The sequence below is a fragment of the Acinetobacter junii CIP 64.5 genome, from assembly GCF_000368765.1.
Taxonomy (GTDB): domain Bacteria; phylum Pseudomonadota; class Gammaproteobacteria; order Pseudomonadales; family Moraxellaceae; genus Acinetobacter; species Acinetobacter junii.
The window spans coordinates 1,306,015-1,321,778 of record NZ_KB849655.1; the positions used below are offsets into that span (position 1 = coordinate 1,306,015).

The following is a 15,764-nucleotide window of genomic DNA, read 5'->3' on the forward strand; positions in this document are numbered from 1 at the left end:
TTAAATCATTCAGTTATTTTTCTTAGGTAGTTATCAGCAGCTCAGCGCAAAAATACAAAAAAGACTATACTACGCACAATTTCTGCAATGTTTTAGATGTATGCAACTTTCAGACTTTTCATTTGATCTTCCTGATGAACTTATAGCTCGCTATCCTCTAGAAAGCCGTAGCGCTTCGCGTTTACTTCATATCGATGATCAAGGTCATTACCATGATCATAGCTTTACTGATATTTTGGATTTATTAAACGAGGGTGATTTGCTCGTATTAAATGATACCAAAGTCATGAAGGCTCGCTTGAAAGGTAAACGTGCAACTGGTGGGGCAATTGAAGTTCTTGTTGAACGTATGCTGGACACACACACAGCTCACTGTCATATTAAATCAAGTAATTCACCTAAAGCTGGTGCAGAACTTTATATCGGTGAAGATTCAGTTCCAGTTACGGTACAAGGTCGCCATGAAAACCTGTTTGTGGTTGAGTTTTCACAACCGATTTTATCGATACTTGATCAATACGGTCAGCTCCCTATCCCCCCTTATTTCAATCGTGAAGCAGAAGAAATTGATACAGAACGATATCAAACGGTTTTCCACGATCCTGAAAAAATTGCTAGCGTTGCTGCTCCAACAGCAAGTTTGCACTTTGACCAAGATTTATTAGAAAAATTAGCAGCAAAAGGTGTGCAAAAAACATTTGTGACTTTGCATGTCGGTGCAGGCACATTTATGCCAGTCCGTACAACTGACATTACCAATCACATTATGCACAGTGAATGGTGTGATGTTCCACAATCAACGATTGATCTTATTTTAGAAACCAAAGCACGTGGTAATAAAGTGATTGCAGTCGGTACGACAGCAACTCGTGCCTTGGAAAGTGCAGCTCAAGCAAATGATGGCAAAATTGCTGCATGGACAGGTGATACTCAGATTTTCATTTATCCAGGCTACCAATTCTGTATCGTCGATCGTTTGATTACCAACTTCCATTTGCCCGAATCAACACTTTTAATGCTTGTTTCTGCGTTATCAAATCGAGACAACATTTTGTCGGCTTATGAGCATGCAGTTAAAGAACGTTATCGTTTCTTTAGCTACGGTGATGCTATGCTAATAGACAAATTAATCGTTTGATTTAAATACGCTTATGCCGATCGATACAGTACAACAAGCATTACATATAAGACGTAAAAAAAATGCTCAAGTTTTTCGCAATATCGCTCGGCTGTGGGATGCGGGACAATCATCACACACGGATCAAGCATTACTAGATGCCTTGCATCCGTGGCGTGAAGATCACAGCCTACGTTTTTTTAATATTTTGCCTTATTTATTGGCAACAATTAGTCTAAGTACTTTAATCTTTGGATATTTTCTACACCCCCATCTACAATTTATTTGGAGTTTTTTGGGTGCTTTTTTGACAGGTTTTCTTGCTTATCTACTTTATGAGTCAAAACAACCACTTGAACAAGTGATTGAATATTTAGAACAAAGAATAATTCAACTTCGTTATGGTTTGAACTTCCAACAACTCCCTGCTTATCTTCCGATTCAGGCGCAACCATTACTTGTAATAAGTAAATTGAAGCAATCTTTCCCACTGTTTAATCGTGGAACTGAATCAAATGAAATTACACATTATGCTTCTACCGTTTGGGACGATGGAACGACTAAACATCAAGTCCTGATTTTTAAATACCATTACGTAACTGAAATGCCAATTTTGCAAGATGGCAATAGCGATAAAAAAATCGTCAAAGAAATCCATAAAGATTTATGGGGTGCTTTTGTTTTTCAAATGCCGAATTTGGGCATTGCTATTAGTGATCAGCGCTCTCGTTTTTTTGAACCGTATACTCGCTCATGGCAAAGCAGTGATATTTTAATTAATCAGAAACTCAATATTTTTGGTCTAGATCAGCATCAACTTGCAAAAAGTATTAGCCCAAGTTTGACACTCAAGTTACATGATTTTTTTGAACATTTTTCAGGTGATTTAATTTATCATCATGAAGAACAGATTTTATGTTATCTCGGTGAACAAGATCTTTTCCGAATCACGAGTAAACATGATGCAATCCACGATATACCAGCATTGAGAGGTCATTTACGAACCATGACGATGCCTGAATATCAGCGTTTCCAACAATTGATGCTTAATTTAATTCAATAAATAGCCGATAAATCTTTTTAGAACAAAGATAAATGGAATATACGCTGTTCCATTAAGGCAACAATAACGAGGTAATCATGACTGGTTTAATTATTTTCTTGGGGATTTTTGTTCTTTTGATTGTATGGGGCATTCATATTCGCAATACGATTGTACGCTACTTTAATGCGACCAAACGTGCGTGGTCAGAAGTGGCTAATTTTGAACGTCAAAAAGTTAAAACGCTTGAATCTTTAGAAACGACCTTGAGCCGTTACACTGAGTTTGAAAAATCAACATTAGAAAAAGTAACTGAGCTTCGTCAGCAAATCCTTAATTTAAATGTTAATGATACTGATATTTCTCAACTACAAAGCATCGAAAAAATGAGCAAAGAACTCATTCGCAGCCTCAACGTTGTTGTTGAAAATTATCCTGAGCTGAAAGCAGATACGCTGTACAGCAAAATGATGGATGATATTCAGGAGCAAAATGAAAATGTCGGTGCTGCTATTACGATCTTTAACCGTAATGTTGAGTTATTCAACAATCACATCCAGATTTTCCCAAATAATTTGATCAATACAATGACATTATCCAAGAAAGAAATTCGTCCTTTCAAAGATAATTTAGCGACTGATAATTTTGACTATAGACCAAATTTTTAAAAGTAAATTTAAACATTTAAAAGCCAATTTCAGCTTTATCTTGAAATGGCTTTTTTATTTTTTCTCTATAGCTACATTTAGTAGTAGAACTACACACCATAATCAAGGAAAATAGCCGTTTTTGATCAGCGAACTGTTTTTTCGCCTTGATGGATTGGTGTCATGCAATTTGAAAAATTAGGTCAGTCGGGGCGCGCCCGTCGTGGTCGACTCACTTTAGAACATGGTGTTGTTGAGACACCTGTATTTATGCCCGTTGGTACTTACGGTACTGTAAAAGGCATGTTGCCTCGTGATATTGAAGAGATTCAAGCACAAATTATTTTGGGTAACACCTTCCATTTATATTTACGCCCTGGCTTAGAAGTGATTAAAGAGCACGGCGGTCTGCACGAGTTTATTCAATGGGATAAACCAATTTTGACTGACTCTGGTGGTTTCCAAGTATTTAGCTTGGGTGCAATGCGTAAAATCAAAGAGGAAGGCGTGACTTTCCGCTCTCCAATTGACGGTTCAAAAGTTTTCTTATCTCCTGAAATTTCGATGGAAATTCAGCACGTCTTAAATTCAGACATCGTGATGATTTTTGACGAATGCACACCTTATCCAGCAACACATGAAGAAGCTCAGAAATCATTACAGCTTTCTTTACGTTGGGCAAAACGTTGTAAAACCCACCACCACGATGAACTTAAGAATAAAAATGCATTATTCGGCATCATTCAAGGTGGTATGTACGAGGATTTGCGTGATGAATCTCTTGCAGGCTTACTCGAAGTCGGTTTCGATGGTTATGCGATTGGAGGTCTCTCTGTAGGTGAACCTAAAGAGGAAATGATCAAAGTTCTTGATTATTTACCAAACAAAATGCCTCAGGATAAACCTCGCTATTTGATGGGTGTAGGTAAGCCAGAAGATATCGTTGAAGCGGTTCGTCGCGGTGTTGATATGTTTGACTGCGTAATGCCTACCCGTAATGCACGTAATGGTCATTATTTTGTCACTGATGGTCTGGTAAGAATTCGTAATAGCAAATATCGTCATGATAAAGGACCTTTAGACCCTCATTGCGACTGTTACACTTGTAAAAACTTTACTCGTGCCTATTTATATCATTTAGAGAAGTGCGGTGAGATGTTGGCATCGATGCTCGGTACGATTCATAACTTACGTTATTACCAACGCCTTACTCAAGGCATGCGTGATGCTTTAGATAATGGTACGTTTGACGAGTATGTTCAGGACTTTTATGCCCGTCGTGGTTTAGAGGTTCCACCCTGCCCTGAAGATTAATGTATAAGTAAATGCATCAAGATTTGCGCCTAAACGCAAGACAAGGTACATTGCAAAACGAATTGGAATTTAATCGTAATTTTTCGCTTTATCTTTTATTAGGAAATTAAAATGAGCTTTTTCATTTCTACCGCTCACGCTGCTCCTGCAGCAGCTCAAGGCCCAAGCTTAATGGCAAACTTATTGATGATTGCTGTTTTTATTGCAATCTTCTATTTCTTGATCTGGAGACCTCAAGCTAAACGTGCGAAAGAACACCGTTCTTTGATCGAAAGCTTAGGTGTGGGAAGTGAAATCGTTTTTGCTGGTGGTTTAATGGGGAAAATCACGAAGCTTGATGGTGACTTCGCTGTTGTTGAGTTAAGCCGTGGCGTAGAAGTAAAAATCCAACGTGCAAGTGTCATTTCAGTATTACCTGAAGGCACACTAAATAACCTTTAATCATAAAATAGTCGTGCCTCAGCACGACTTTTTCATTTAAGAAGAAAACGAATGCGTTACCCTGCATGGAAATATTTACTGATTCTCGTCGTTCTCGTGATCAGTACGTTATATGCACTTCCAAGTCTGTATCCTGATGAACCTGCTGTCCAAATTTCTGGTGCAAAAGCAGGTACACAAATTGATCAAACGGTTGTGCAAAAAGCTGAGCAGATTCTGAAAGCTGCCAACATCAGTAGCCATGATAATAGTTTCACCAACAATGCGGCATTATTACGTTTAGACACTTCAGAAGCTCAATTAAAAGCAAAAGAAGTGCTACGTCGTGATTTAGGTGAAGACTACGTGGTTGCACTTAACCTTGCGCCAACCACACCTGAATGGTTGCAAAAGATTGGTGCAAAACCGATGAAACTCGGTTTGGACTTACGCGGTGGTGTACACTTCTTGCTCGAAGTCGACATGGATAAAGCGATTAGCCAACGTATGGAAACATCGGCAACTGATCTGCGTCGTCAATTTCGTGACAACAAAATCAAATTTAATAATTTAGCACTGAATAACAATACCATTACTGTTCAGTTTGCCAATACAACTGACCGTGATGCAGCAGCAGATTTCTTACGTCGAAATGGCAATGAGTTCACACAGCAAGCACTAGCAAGTACAGATGGTGCTTTACTAAAACTCAACTATACAGATGTTCGTCGTCAAGAAATTCAATCTTACGCGGTGAATCAAAACTTAACGACCCTACGTAATCGTATTAACGAGTTAGGTGTTGCTGAAGCATTGGTACAAACTCAGGGTAGCAACCGTATCGTGGTTGAGTTACCTGGCGTTCAAGATACTGCTGAAGCAAAACGTGTCTTAGGTCGTACAGCAAACTTAGAATTCCGTTTGGTTGCTGATAGTAATGATCAATATATTGACCCATATACAGGAAAATATAATGGTCAGCCGCTTCCTCCAGGCACGGAATTATTTGCCTATGAATCACTGGATAGTGGCCGACAGCTTCTGTTAAATCGTAACCGTATTTTGACAGGTGAACGCGTTCAAAATGCAAGTTCTGGTTTTAGCCAAGACTCTGGTGGTGCAGAAGTTAATATTACGTTAGACACTGCTGGCGGTAAGCTCATGGCAGATGCAACACGTAATGCTGTTGGCAAACGTATGGCTGTATTGTTTATTGAAAATAAACAAAAAATTAGCTATGTCACTGATCCAGCTACAGGTACTCAAACAGAAGTCCGCACACCGTATACTGAATCTGTTGTGATCAATGCCGCAACTATTCAGGCCGTTTTGGGTTCACAGTTCCGTATCACGGGGCTTGACTCTCCACAGGAGGCGGCTGAACTGGCGTTGATGCTTCGTGCAGGTGCCTTGGCTGCGCCAATGTACTTCGTGGAAGAACGTGTGGTTGGTCCTAGCCTCGGTCAAGAAAATATTGATGCAGGTGTGTTATCTACTCAGATTGGTTTCATTCTTGTTGCAATCTGGATGGTGGTATTCTTCCGCTTGTTTGGTGTAATTGCGAATTTCGCTCTGGTATTTAACCTTGCGATGATTCTTACTGTTATGTCTTGGTTAGGTGCTTCCCTTACCCTTCCTGGTATTGCAGGTATCGTGATTGGTATCGGTATGGCTGTCGATGCAAACGTTCTGATCTGTGAACGAATACGAGAAGAAATGCTGTGGGGTGCCTCTCCAAAACAAGCCATTGTTGCGGGTTATGATCGAGCCTATAACACTATTTTTGACTCGAACTTAACGACGTTTATTGTTGCATTTATCTTATTCGCTATCGGTACAGGTCCGATCAAAGGCTTCGCTGTGACGCTTATGATTGGTATCGTATGTTCAATGTTTACTGCAATTACAGTAACACGTGCGATTGTACAACTCATTTATGGCAAACGCCGTAATTTGACTAAGTTGAGCATTTAAGGAGATTCATATGACTGATCTGACTCAACAAGACTCAAAACAATACGGTCGTCCTGATGATGCAAAAATCATCCCATTTATGAAGATAGCAAAACCTGCTGCAATCTTCTCAATCTTGCTGACCATCGTAAGTATCTTTTTTATTGCGACGAAAGGTCTAAACCTCGGTTTAGACTTTACAGGCGGTGTATCAGCTGAGTTGAATTATGCTCAGGCAGTTCAACCTGCTCAAGTTTCACAAGCATTAGATCGTGCTGGATTTAAAGATGCTGTTGTACAAACTTTAGGAAGTAATACTGACCTAATTGTACGTATGCCAGTACAAGAAGATTTAAACGTAGCAGACCTAAGTGAAACGATTACTAAAGCAGTGCAGTTACCAAACAATGCTGCTGAAGTACATAAAGTTGATGCTGTAGGCGGTCAAGTCGGTAATGAGCTATACATTCGCTCTGCGGGTGCATTAGCGCTTGCGATGATTCTGATGTTGATCTACGTGACGATTCGCTTTGAGTTCAAACTTGCGATGGGTGCTGTATTATCGTTATTCCACGATATCATCATCATTATCGGTACATTTGCATTATTCCAATGGCAATTTGATCTAAGTGTACTTGCAGCGATTCTTGCGGTAATGGGTTTCTCACTTAACGATAACATCGTTGTCTCAGACCGTATTCGTGAAAATTTCCGTAAGATTCGCGGTGCGACACCACGTGAAATTGTAGATATTGCATTAACAGAAACTTTACGTCGTACCATTCATACCTCAATGACATTGTTACTTGTAGTTCTAGCAATGATGTTTGTTGGTGGTGATGGTCTGCATTTATTCTCTGTAGCCATGTTTGTCGGTGTATTCGTTGGTACCTATTCATCGATTTATATCGGAACAGCATTTGCATTATGGCGTGGTCTTAACCGTCAAGATTTTATTGTTCAAGTTAAACCTGAATTTGAAGAAGATCATATTCCTTAAGGTTTTCCACAAATACAGATTAAAAATGCCAGTGTTATCACTGGCATTTTTTGTGGGTGATCATTTTTAAATTAGTATTTAGTCATGTTGAATTACCTGAATATCAGGAAACTGGAAACCTCTACAAGAGAGTTCAGCTCGCCAAGCTATAGTCAATATAATTTTTTGATTCAACGAAAAGTTCTGATAACCAAATGTTCCAATTAAAGGATGTGAACACATCCCTCCCTGCTGTTCTGGATGTACATTTGTATTCAGAGTATTCAGATCCAAACGGATACCCAGACCTGAAGCTTTTAAAACAGCTTCTTTGGTCGTCCAAACTTTAAACCAGTACTCCCTATCTTCATCCAACTGTTGCCAAATTTCATATTCTTTGGGATGAAAAGCATGTTTAGCAAAAGCATCAAAACGCACTTTGCGTTCCAATTCCTCGAGATCAACACCAATATCCCCAATTTGATCACTTAGTCCTAACACATAACTTTCTTTGCTATGTGAATGGTTAAAGTTGAGCATATGAGAAGTTAAATAAGGTTTACCATGCTCGTGTTTGGCAAAATCTAAATCAGCAACATCACATTCGAGATGTTGTGATAGTAATTGATTACGAAACTGCTTGATCTGTTGTTTTTTATAGTCATTAAATGAGCGAAAATCAGAAAAATCGCTTTGCTGTAAATCTAAAATGTTATCTAGCGTTTGAATATGTAATTCAATCTTACGCTGACTCATCGATCATGTCCTTATTGATAAAAAAAACCCAAATTAAAATTTGGGTTTTGATGACACTCAAAAAATTATCGCTTAAATTTCTTTTCAGCCTTTTTGAATTTCTGAATATAACGACGCTTACGTGCTGCAACGCGCTCATCCACTTGAGACTTACGCCCTTCGAATGGATTTTCAGAAGTTTTAAAATCGATTTTTACAGGGGTGCCTTCCAGTTTATAAACCTTACGAAACACGTTTTCTAAATAGCGACGGTAATCCGCAGGTGTCTTATCCACTTTATTCCCGTGAATCACAATCGTTGGTGGATTTTGTCCACCCATATGCGCATAACGCATTTTGATACGACGACCACCAATTGAAGGCGGCTGATGTGCTTCAGTCGCATCATTTAGAATTTGCGTTAATTTTGCTGGTGATACTTTCAGATTTGAAGATTCATAGGCACGATGAATAGATGGGTATAATTCGCCCACACCTGTACCATGTAGAGCCGAGATCAAATGAATCTTTGCCCAAGGAATAAAATCGAAACGACGTTCAACATCGAGTTTACATTGCTTACGGTCGTACTCGGTCATGTTGTCCCATTTATTGATGGCAATCACCATCGCACGACCCGCTTCAAGCGCATAACCAATCAAATGTAAATCTTGTTCAACGATCCCTTCACGAGCATCAACTACAACGACAACTACATGTGCATCTTTCATCGCTTGCAAAGTCTTTACGATTGAGAATTTCTCAATCATTTCATCAACCTTACCTTTACGACGCACCCCTGCAGTATCAATCAACGTATATTGACGACCATCTCGTTCAAATGGGATATAAATCGAGTCACGTGTCGTACCTGGTTGGTCAAATGCAACTACACGTTCTTCACCAAGTAAGCGGTTGACCAATGTTGATTTACCAACGTTAGGACGACCAATAATGGCTAAACGTAAACCTGTATTTTTATTATGCTCTTCTGGATTCTCATCTTCAGGTACTTCAGCTAATACCTCTTCAAGCATTTGCTGAACACCACGACCATGACTCGCAGCAACTTGCATCGGCTCACCCATACCGAGCTTATAAAACTCAACAAGGGCTGCTTCAGCATGTACACCATCAACTTTGTTAGCAACTAAGTAAACTTTTTTACCCAATGTACGTAGTTCACGGGCAATTTGCTCATCTGATGCTAAAAGTCCAGCACGTGCATCAACTACAAAGATAATAATATCAGCTTCATGGATCGCAGTTTTTGACTGCTCCGCCATGTAAGAGTCAATACCACCCTCATTTTCACCGATACCACCTGTATCAACCACAATAAAGGATTTGTTTTGATAAACCGCGTCACCATATTTGCGGTCACGAGTTAAACCAGCGAAGTCAGCAACCAAAGCATCACGGCTTTTTGTGATTTGGTTAAATAGCGTTGATTTTCCGACGTTTGGACGACCAATGAGCGCAATAACGGGTTTCATAAATTAACCTTAATTCAGACGAGCCATCGTTGATGACAGCATTCTAGAAACAGTATGGAAGATTTTGGTGATTTAAAAAATCACAATAAAAATTCGGGGTTTTGTATACACAAATACCCCGATCATTCTTTTATTAGCAACTGCTAATTAAACATTTTAACACAAGCGTAGGAAAAATTAACGATTCTGCCAAATGCTTAATGCACCTTTTCGTGTTGCCACATAAAGTTGGTCATTGATGACACGTAAGGACTGCACTTCACCGCTGGTTTTTGCACGCCCAACTAGTTTACCCGACGCTGGATCAATCAAATGCAAAACACCATCTAGATCACCAACCACAAGGTTTTGACCAAGTACAACTGGGTTACTCAGTTGGCGATTCAGTAATTCTTCATTTTGCCAAACCAACTCACCTGTCGCTAAATTGTAAGCATTTAATTTGCCATCAACAGTTGAGATGAAAACTTTATCTTCTGCGACTTCAGGACGATTAGTACTACTTGCATCCTCGCTCCACACCACACGTTGTGTCGCTAAGTCAGTGACAGTGACTTGACCTTGGAAGCTTGTTGTAACCAAATATTGACCAGCAACAACAGGATCACCAACAATGTCGATTAAACGCTGGATGTCTGAGCGCCCTTCACTAATTGCAACACGGCGTTGGAAACGTGGGACTCCACTAATTACATCCAAGCCATAAACATAAGCATTTGCAGAAGCGACTAAAACTGTTCGCTCATCTAATGCCACTGGTGCTGGTTGACCACGTAAACTGAATTGAACATTTGGTAATTTATAGGCCCAAACTTGCTGCCCTGTAACTGCATCATGAGCAAAAACAGTACCGTCATTTGCAATCGTAATCACACGCCCTGATTGGATTAATGATGGAGATAAAATGGCACCAGACAATTGTGCTGTCCATTTTTGTTCGCCAGTCATTTGATCAAGAGCAAATAATTGACCTTTTCGGTTGCCGATAATCACAATGCCTTCAGCAGCTTCCACGCCAGCAGTTAGCTCTTGTTTGGTAATTTTACTTTTCCAAAGTCGATCTTTACCTTTATAAGCAGAAACCTGACCGTCTGGATCAATCGCAAAAATCACACCGTTATCTGTGTCCAATTGCAAACGTAATGCTTCAGCAGCATTCGTTGAAGAAACACTTTGCGAAAATACAAGGTTAAGACTTTGTTGTTGCTGTATTTTTGGCAAAGGATTCGGTTTTGCTTCTTTAACTTTGTTGCTCGAACATCCAACCAATAAGGCTGAAGCAACTGCAATTGCCAAAGGGAGTTTTAGTATATTCTGCATTAAGACTCATCCACTTTAGTATCTAAGATTGGGCGTTCAAAATCAGGATCATCTACTAAAACGCCAACACTTTCGAGTTTAATTTGTAAAAGCTGACGTTCTTGCTTACGTTCAAGTACATTATTCCATGCACTTTGATACGCCTTACGTGCAGATTCAACATCTTTTTTAGCAACATAAATATCGCCACGCAACTCATCTACTGTTGCTTTAAAAGCAGGTTCAGAAACATTAGATAAGGTTTTTAGAGCCTCATCATATTTTTTCTGAGCCAATTGAGAATCAGCTAAACGTATTTTCACAATTTGCATTAAACCCGCATCTTTAACTTTTGAGTTTTCGACTTTCTTTAATGCTTTTTCAGCTGCAGCATAATCTTGTTTTTCGTATGCTAGCTTAGCCAAAATGAATTGCGTCTGAATTGCTTGCACTGAATCAGCATCATCTTTCACAATCTTATCAGCAGCTTCTGATACCGTTGCAAAAGCATTGGGTTGACCCGCAAACGCTTTAGCTTCGTCCATGAGCTTTTGGACTTTAGCTGTTTGATTCTGTGATTCAGCCAAATTCTTCTTTTGCCAATATTCCCAACCAAAAAAGGCAATCAAGGCAATGAGAATTCCGCTAATCATGGCAGAACCATATTTTTTGGCAAACGACTTTAAACTGTCGAGTTGTTCTTCATCACTTAAGCTCATGTGATTGTCCTTTTCCTAAATATTGTGCAATTTATTGTTTAAATTTTTCGAGCAAAAATGCTGTCAATTCAGTAACCGCAACCTGAGATTGTTCCCCTGTCGCAAGCTCTTTAACCAGAAGTTGTTGTGATTCCCACTCACGCTCACCTAAAATCACCGCATAGATCGCGCCAGATTGATCCGCTTTTTTCATTTGGCTCTTCATGCTGCCCTGAGAACCCGTTTTGAAACGAATCGAACTGTTGACTGCTTCTAACTCATCACGGACTTGTTCAGCCAATACCAATGCTTTCGCTTGGTAAGCAGGCTCAGCCAACAAGAACACTTCGCAATCACGAACTGGTTTAGCTTGCTCAACTTGCTCAAGTAAAAGTAGCAAACGCTCCATTCCCATCGCAAAGCCGACTGCAGGAACCGATTGATCTGCTTTACCTTTGAGTTGTCCAACTAAACCATCATAACGACCACCAGCACATACTGTACCTTGTGAACCCAACATGGTTGTTGTCCATTCAAATACAGTTTTGTTGTAGTAGTCTAAACCACGTACTAACTTTTGATTAATAACAAACTGAATGCCAGCATCTGTTAAATATTGCTGTAATTGGTTGAAATGGTTTAATGAGTCTTCTTTCAAGAAATCATGTAGCTTCGGTGCATTTTCTAGAATTTTTTGTGTCGACTCAATTTTAGAATCTAGGATACGAAGCGGATTCGTAGTCAAACGACGCTGTGAATCCTCATCTAATGCATCTTTATGCTCATTGAGAAAGGCAACCAATGCATTACGATATTCTGTACGCTCATCAGTTTCGCCTAAAGTGTTTAACTCAAGTTGAACTTTATCCACGACACCCATACGATTCCACAAACGCGCCGTCATAAGGATGATTTCAGCATCAATATCTGGTGTCGCCACACCAAAAGTTTCGACACCAAATTGGTGGAACTGACGATAGCGACCTTTTTGTGGTTTTTCATAGCGGAACATTGGACCGACATACCATACACGTGGAGTTGCCCCACGAAGTAAGTTATGTTCCAACATTGCACGCACACAACCTGCAGTACCTTCAGGACGTAAGGTTAATGATTCAGGTGGATTACCTTTATCAAAAAAGGTATACATTTCTTTTTCAACGATATCCGTTGCATCGCCAATCGCGCGCTTAAATAAACCAGTTTGCTCGACAATAGGTAAACGAATTTGCTGATAACCGTATGCATCCATCAAAGATGCAAGTTGTTGTTCCAGACTTCTCCATGCCGCAGTTTGCGATGGAAGGGTGTCATTAAAACCTTTAATAGCGACAATTGAACTCATGATGAACTACGAATAATTTCTTTAGATTTTGCTTCTTCAAGCTCTTGAACACGTTGACGAACCATCGACTCGATTTCATCAACCAACTGATTTGTATCAATCAAATGGCTTTTTTCACCATTGCGATAAACAAGTGAACGCGGCGACGCACCAACGACACCAATATCAGCTTCTTTAGCTTCCCCTGGTCCGTTGACTTTACAGCCAATCACAGACACATCCATTGGTGTGCGGATATCTTCCAAACGCTCTTCCAATGCTTGCATCACTTGAATAACATTAAATTCTTGACGTGAACAACTTGGACACGCAATGAAATTAATGCCATTCGAACGTAAACCTAATGATTTTAAAATATCAAAACCAATTTTAATTTCATCTTCTGGTTCAGCAGCTAGCGAGATACGCATGGTATCGCCGATGCCTTCCATCAGTAACCCACCAAGTGCAATTGCTGATTTCACAGTTCCAGTACGATAGATGCCTGCCTCAGTCACACCGAGATGCAGAGGATTATCAATCTGTTGTGATAATAAACGGTAAGCATCCATAGTTAAAAATACATTCGATGCTTTTACACTAACCTTAAATTCATGAAAGTCTAAACGATCTAAGATATCAATATGACGCATCGCTGACTCAAGTAATGCCTGACCCGTTGGTTCGCCATATTTGACTTGCAGATCTTTCTCTAAAGAACCTGCATTCACCCCGATACGAATTGAAATGCCATGATGTTTTGCAGCGGCAACGACTTCACGCACTTTTTGATCTGAGCCAATATTACCTGGATTGATACGAAGACAATCTGCCCCATAATCCGCGACAGCCAAAGCAATACGATGGTCAAAATGAATATCAGCAACTAAAGGAACCGAAACGCGTTTTCTAATCGCACCGAAAGCTTCAGCAGCCTCCATAGATGGCACTGAAACACGCATGATATCGGCACCAGCATCTACACAACGCTGAATTTGTGCAACTGTGGCATCGACATCACAAGTTTCTGTATTTGTCATACTTTGAACACTGATCGGCGCATCACCACCGACATACACCGAACCAACACGAATTTTTCGTGTCGGGCGGCGCTTAATTGGGTTCACGATCATCGTATAGCTCTACTCTAATTGGCATTAACGAGACAAACGGAATTCTGCTTTTCCATTAACGGTGTATGGAGATAAGGAGATTTGCTCTTGGTTTAAACTCAATGACACAGCAGTTGCATCATCCAAACGTATTTGGAATGGTGACTCACCACTGAGTGTCAATGTAGATGATTGACGACCTGTTGCCAATACTTTACCAGTCGCATCAACAATATGAACTGATGTTGGACGGCTAAAACCAAGCACTAACTGATCACCTGATGTAGTTACGGTATTGCCCATTGGAAGAATTTCGACATCTGAATTCGTCACTTTTGGTACATCAACTTCATCTTTTTGACTTGAGGTCCAGTTCTGTACAGCCATTACAGCCAACCACCCCAAAACAACTACAGCAACTAAAATCAATAAACGTTTTAGCCATTTACGATTACGTACACTTTTAGAGCCTGAAAGTTTCCCCATAATTTTAATTGGAGAGTTATTCAAAGCATGATTTGCTTTTAAGCCGGTATCGTTTGCGTAGATTTCATCAAAGCGTTGAATGATCGCACTGGCATCTGCATTTAAGCATTTGGCATACGCACGATAGTAACCTTTGATGAAAGTTGCTTCTGGCAATGATTTATAATCATCTTGCTCTAATGCCGTTAACGTTTTAACTGGCATATTCAAAACGTTTGCAATCTCTTCAAGTTCTTTCTTTTGTGCAATACGAATTTGACGCAAATACTCACCTGGTCGTTGAATATTTCCTAACGTAGACGAAAGTGAGGTTGAGCCAGTTGGCTGATGTGAATTTGGATTTATTTCCATACGGCCTCAGTACTGTACTGTAATTGCAAATAACGTTGATATTCTGGACTATCAGGAAATAAAGCACGCATTTGATTCACTAATACTTGCATTCCTAATTGATCCGCATTCGCTCGAGCAATGCGTATACCGATCCAAAGTGCACGAGCACCTTGATTTTTCTGCCCGACATTACGAACGTATTGTTCATAAAGTTGCGATGCATCTCTATTATTTTGTTGCAAATAGAAAATTTCGGACAACTCTAACATTGAAATTGTCGAATTTCGATTTGCTTGTAAGGCTTGCTTGAATGATTTTTCAGCATTCGCAACATCACCCAGTTTTAAATAGATTCGACCCAAGTTTTCCAACGATTGGTAACGCTGTTCGTAACCTAACGTCGCACCTGCAACGGTAAATTGCTCAATCGCCTCATTATAACGTTGCATTTGATACAAATATGTACCGTAATTATTACGAGCTTGGGCATTATCGGGTTCTGAAGAGATTGCTCGCTTAAAATAAGCTTCTGCTTTCTCCATGTTTGGTTTGCTGCCTTCTTGTTGCAACAAAACACCCATCATCATATTGGCAGTAGCATCACGTGGATCAATTTTTAAAGCTTGATCAAGGGAGCGTTTCGCTGAATCTAAATCACGTGTTCGAATATATTCAGCAGCGAGTTGAGTTCGGACTTGTACTGCCTTTTCTGGATCTTTTCTTAACGTTGTTGATTGGCAGGCAGTCAAACCTAATACAGTAAACACAACAGTAGTAGCTAAAATCGTTTTTAGTCGAGTTGTATTCAA

At 39.8% G+C, this 15,764-nt stretch carries 15 protein-coding genes; 7 read left to right on the forward strand and 8 right to left on the reverse strand.

Going from position 1 to position 15,764, the window contains the following annotated elements:
• Positions 1-100 precede the first annotated feature (100 nt).
• The 7 genes from queA (at position 101) to secF (ending at position 7,493) form a co-directional block, all read left to right on the forward strand.
• The gene (gene queA, locus F948_RS11745) at positions 101-1,138 is read left to right on the forward strand and encodes a tRNA preQ1(34) S-adenosylmethionine ribosyltransferase-isomerase QueA (protein ID WP_004908961.1); all 1,038 of its coding nucleotides are present in this window, start codon (positions 101-103) and stop codon (positions 1,136-1,138) included.
• Positions 1,139-1,151: 13 nt separating this feature from the next.
• On the forward strand, positions 1,152-2,180 hold the full coding sequence (locus F948_RS11750) for a hypothetical protein (protein ID WP_004908964.1): 1,029 nt from the start codon (positions 1,152-1,154) through the stop codon (positions 2,178-2,180).
• A gap of 77 nt (positions 2,181-2,257) precedes the next feature.
• Complete coding sequence (locus F948_RS11755; RefSeq protein ID WP_004908965.1) at positions 2,258-2,827, forward strand: LemA family protein; 570 nt, start codon at positions 2,258-2,260, stop codon at positions 2,825-2,827.
• 162 nt (positions 2,828-2,989) lie between these two features.
• A complete protein-coding gene (tgt, locus tag F948_RS11760; protein ID WP_004908968.1) occupies positions 2,990-4,120 on the forward strand; it encodes a tRNA guanosine(34) transglycosylase Tgt in 1,131 nt (376 codons plus the stop codon).
• A 111-nt stretch (positions 4,121-4,231) separates the two neighbouring features.
• Positions 4,232-4,561: a preprotein translocase subunit YajC gene (gene yajC / locus F948_RS11765; RefSeq protein ID WP_004908970.1), complete on the forward strand. Its 330-nt coding sequence runs from the start codon at positions 4,232-4,234 to the stop codon at positions 4,559-4,561.
• A gap of 51 nt (positions 4,562-4,612) precedes the next feature.
• Positions 4,613-6,514, forward strand: coding sequence for a protein translocase subunit SecD (secD, locus tag F948_RS11770; protein ID WP_004964104.1), 1,902 nt, complete (start codon positions 4,613-4,615; stop codon positions 6,512-6,514).
• A 10-nt stretch (positions 6,515-6,524) separates the two neighbouring features.
• Positions 6,525-7,493: a protein translocase subunit SecF gene (gene secF, locus F948_RS11775; protein ID WP_004908975.1), complete on the forward strand. Its 969-nt coding sequence runs from the start codon at positions 6,525-6,527 to the stop codon at positions 7,491-7,493.
• 78 nt (positions 7,494-7,571) lie between these two features.
• Here the strand turns inward: secF and F948_RS11780 are convergent, their stop codons facing one another.
• From F948_RS11780 to pilW, 8 genes are all read right to left on the reverse strand, one after another.
• The gene (locus F948_RS11780) at positions 7,572-8,228 is read right to left on the reverse strand and encodes a 4'-phosphopantetheinyl transferase family protein (RefSeq protein ID WP_004964108.1); all 657 of its coding nucleotides are present in this window, start codon (positions 8,226-8,228) and stop codon (positions 7,572-7,574) included.
• 65 nt (positions 8,229-8,293) lie between these two features.
• Positions 8,294-9,703 carry a ribosome biogenesis GTPase Der gene (gene der / locus F948_RS11785; protein WP_004908978.1) on the reverse strand — a complete coding sequence of 470 codons (1,410 nt, stop codon included), beginning with the start codon at positions 9,701-9,703 and terminating at the stop codon, positions 8,294-8,296.
• A 177-nt stretch (positions 9,704-9,880) separates the two neighbouring features.
• The gene (gene bamB / locus F948_RS11790) at positions 9,881-11,023 is read right to left on the reverse strand and encodes an outer membrane protein assembly factor BamB (RefSeq protein WP_004908980.1); all 1,143 of its coding nucleotides are present in this window, start codon (positions 11,021-11,023) and stop codon (positions 9,881-9,883) included.
• On the reverse strand, positions 11,023-11,721 hold the full coding sequence (locus F948_RS11795; protein WP_004964113.1) for a YfgM family protein: 699 nt from the start codon (positions 11,719-11,721) through the stop codon (positions 11,023-11,025). Before F948_RS11795 ends, bamB begins: the two co-directional genes overlap by 1 nt.
• Positions 11,722-11,752: 31 nt before the next feature.
• Positions 11,753-13,045, reverse strand: a complete 1,293-nt coding sequence (gene hisS, locus F948_RS11800) for a histidine--tRNA ligase (protein WP_004964116.1) — start codon at positions 13,043-13,045, stop codon at positions 11,753-11,755.
• Positions 13,042-14,157 (reverse strand): flavodoxin-dependent (E)-4-hydroxy-3-methylbut-2-enyl-diphosphate synthase, encoded by a 1,116-nt coding sequence (gene ispG, locus F948_RS11805; RefSeq protein WP_004908985.1) that lies wholly within the window; start codon positions 14,155-14,157, stop codon positions 13,042-13,044. The genes hisS and ispG overlap by 4 nt, the downstream gene beginning before the upstream one ends.
• A gap of 24 nt (positions 14,158-14,181) precedes the next feature.
• Entirely contained in the window at positions 14,182-14,973 is a 792-nt protein-coding gene (locus tag F948_RS11810) for a helix-turn-helix domain-containing protein (protein WP_004964120.1), read from the reverse strand.
• Positions 14,964-15,764 carry a type IV pilus biogenesis/stability protein PilW gene (pilW, locus tag F948_RS11815; protein WP_004908991.1) on the reverse strand — a complete coding sequence of 267 codons (801 nt, stop codon included), beginning with the start codon at positions 15,762-15,764 and terminating at the stop codon, positions 14,964-14,966. The genes F948_RS11810 and pilW overlap by 10 nt, the downstream gene beginning before the upstream one ends.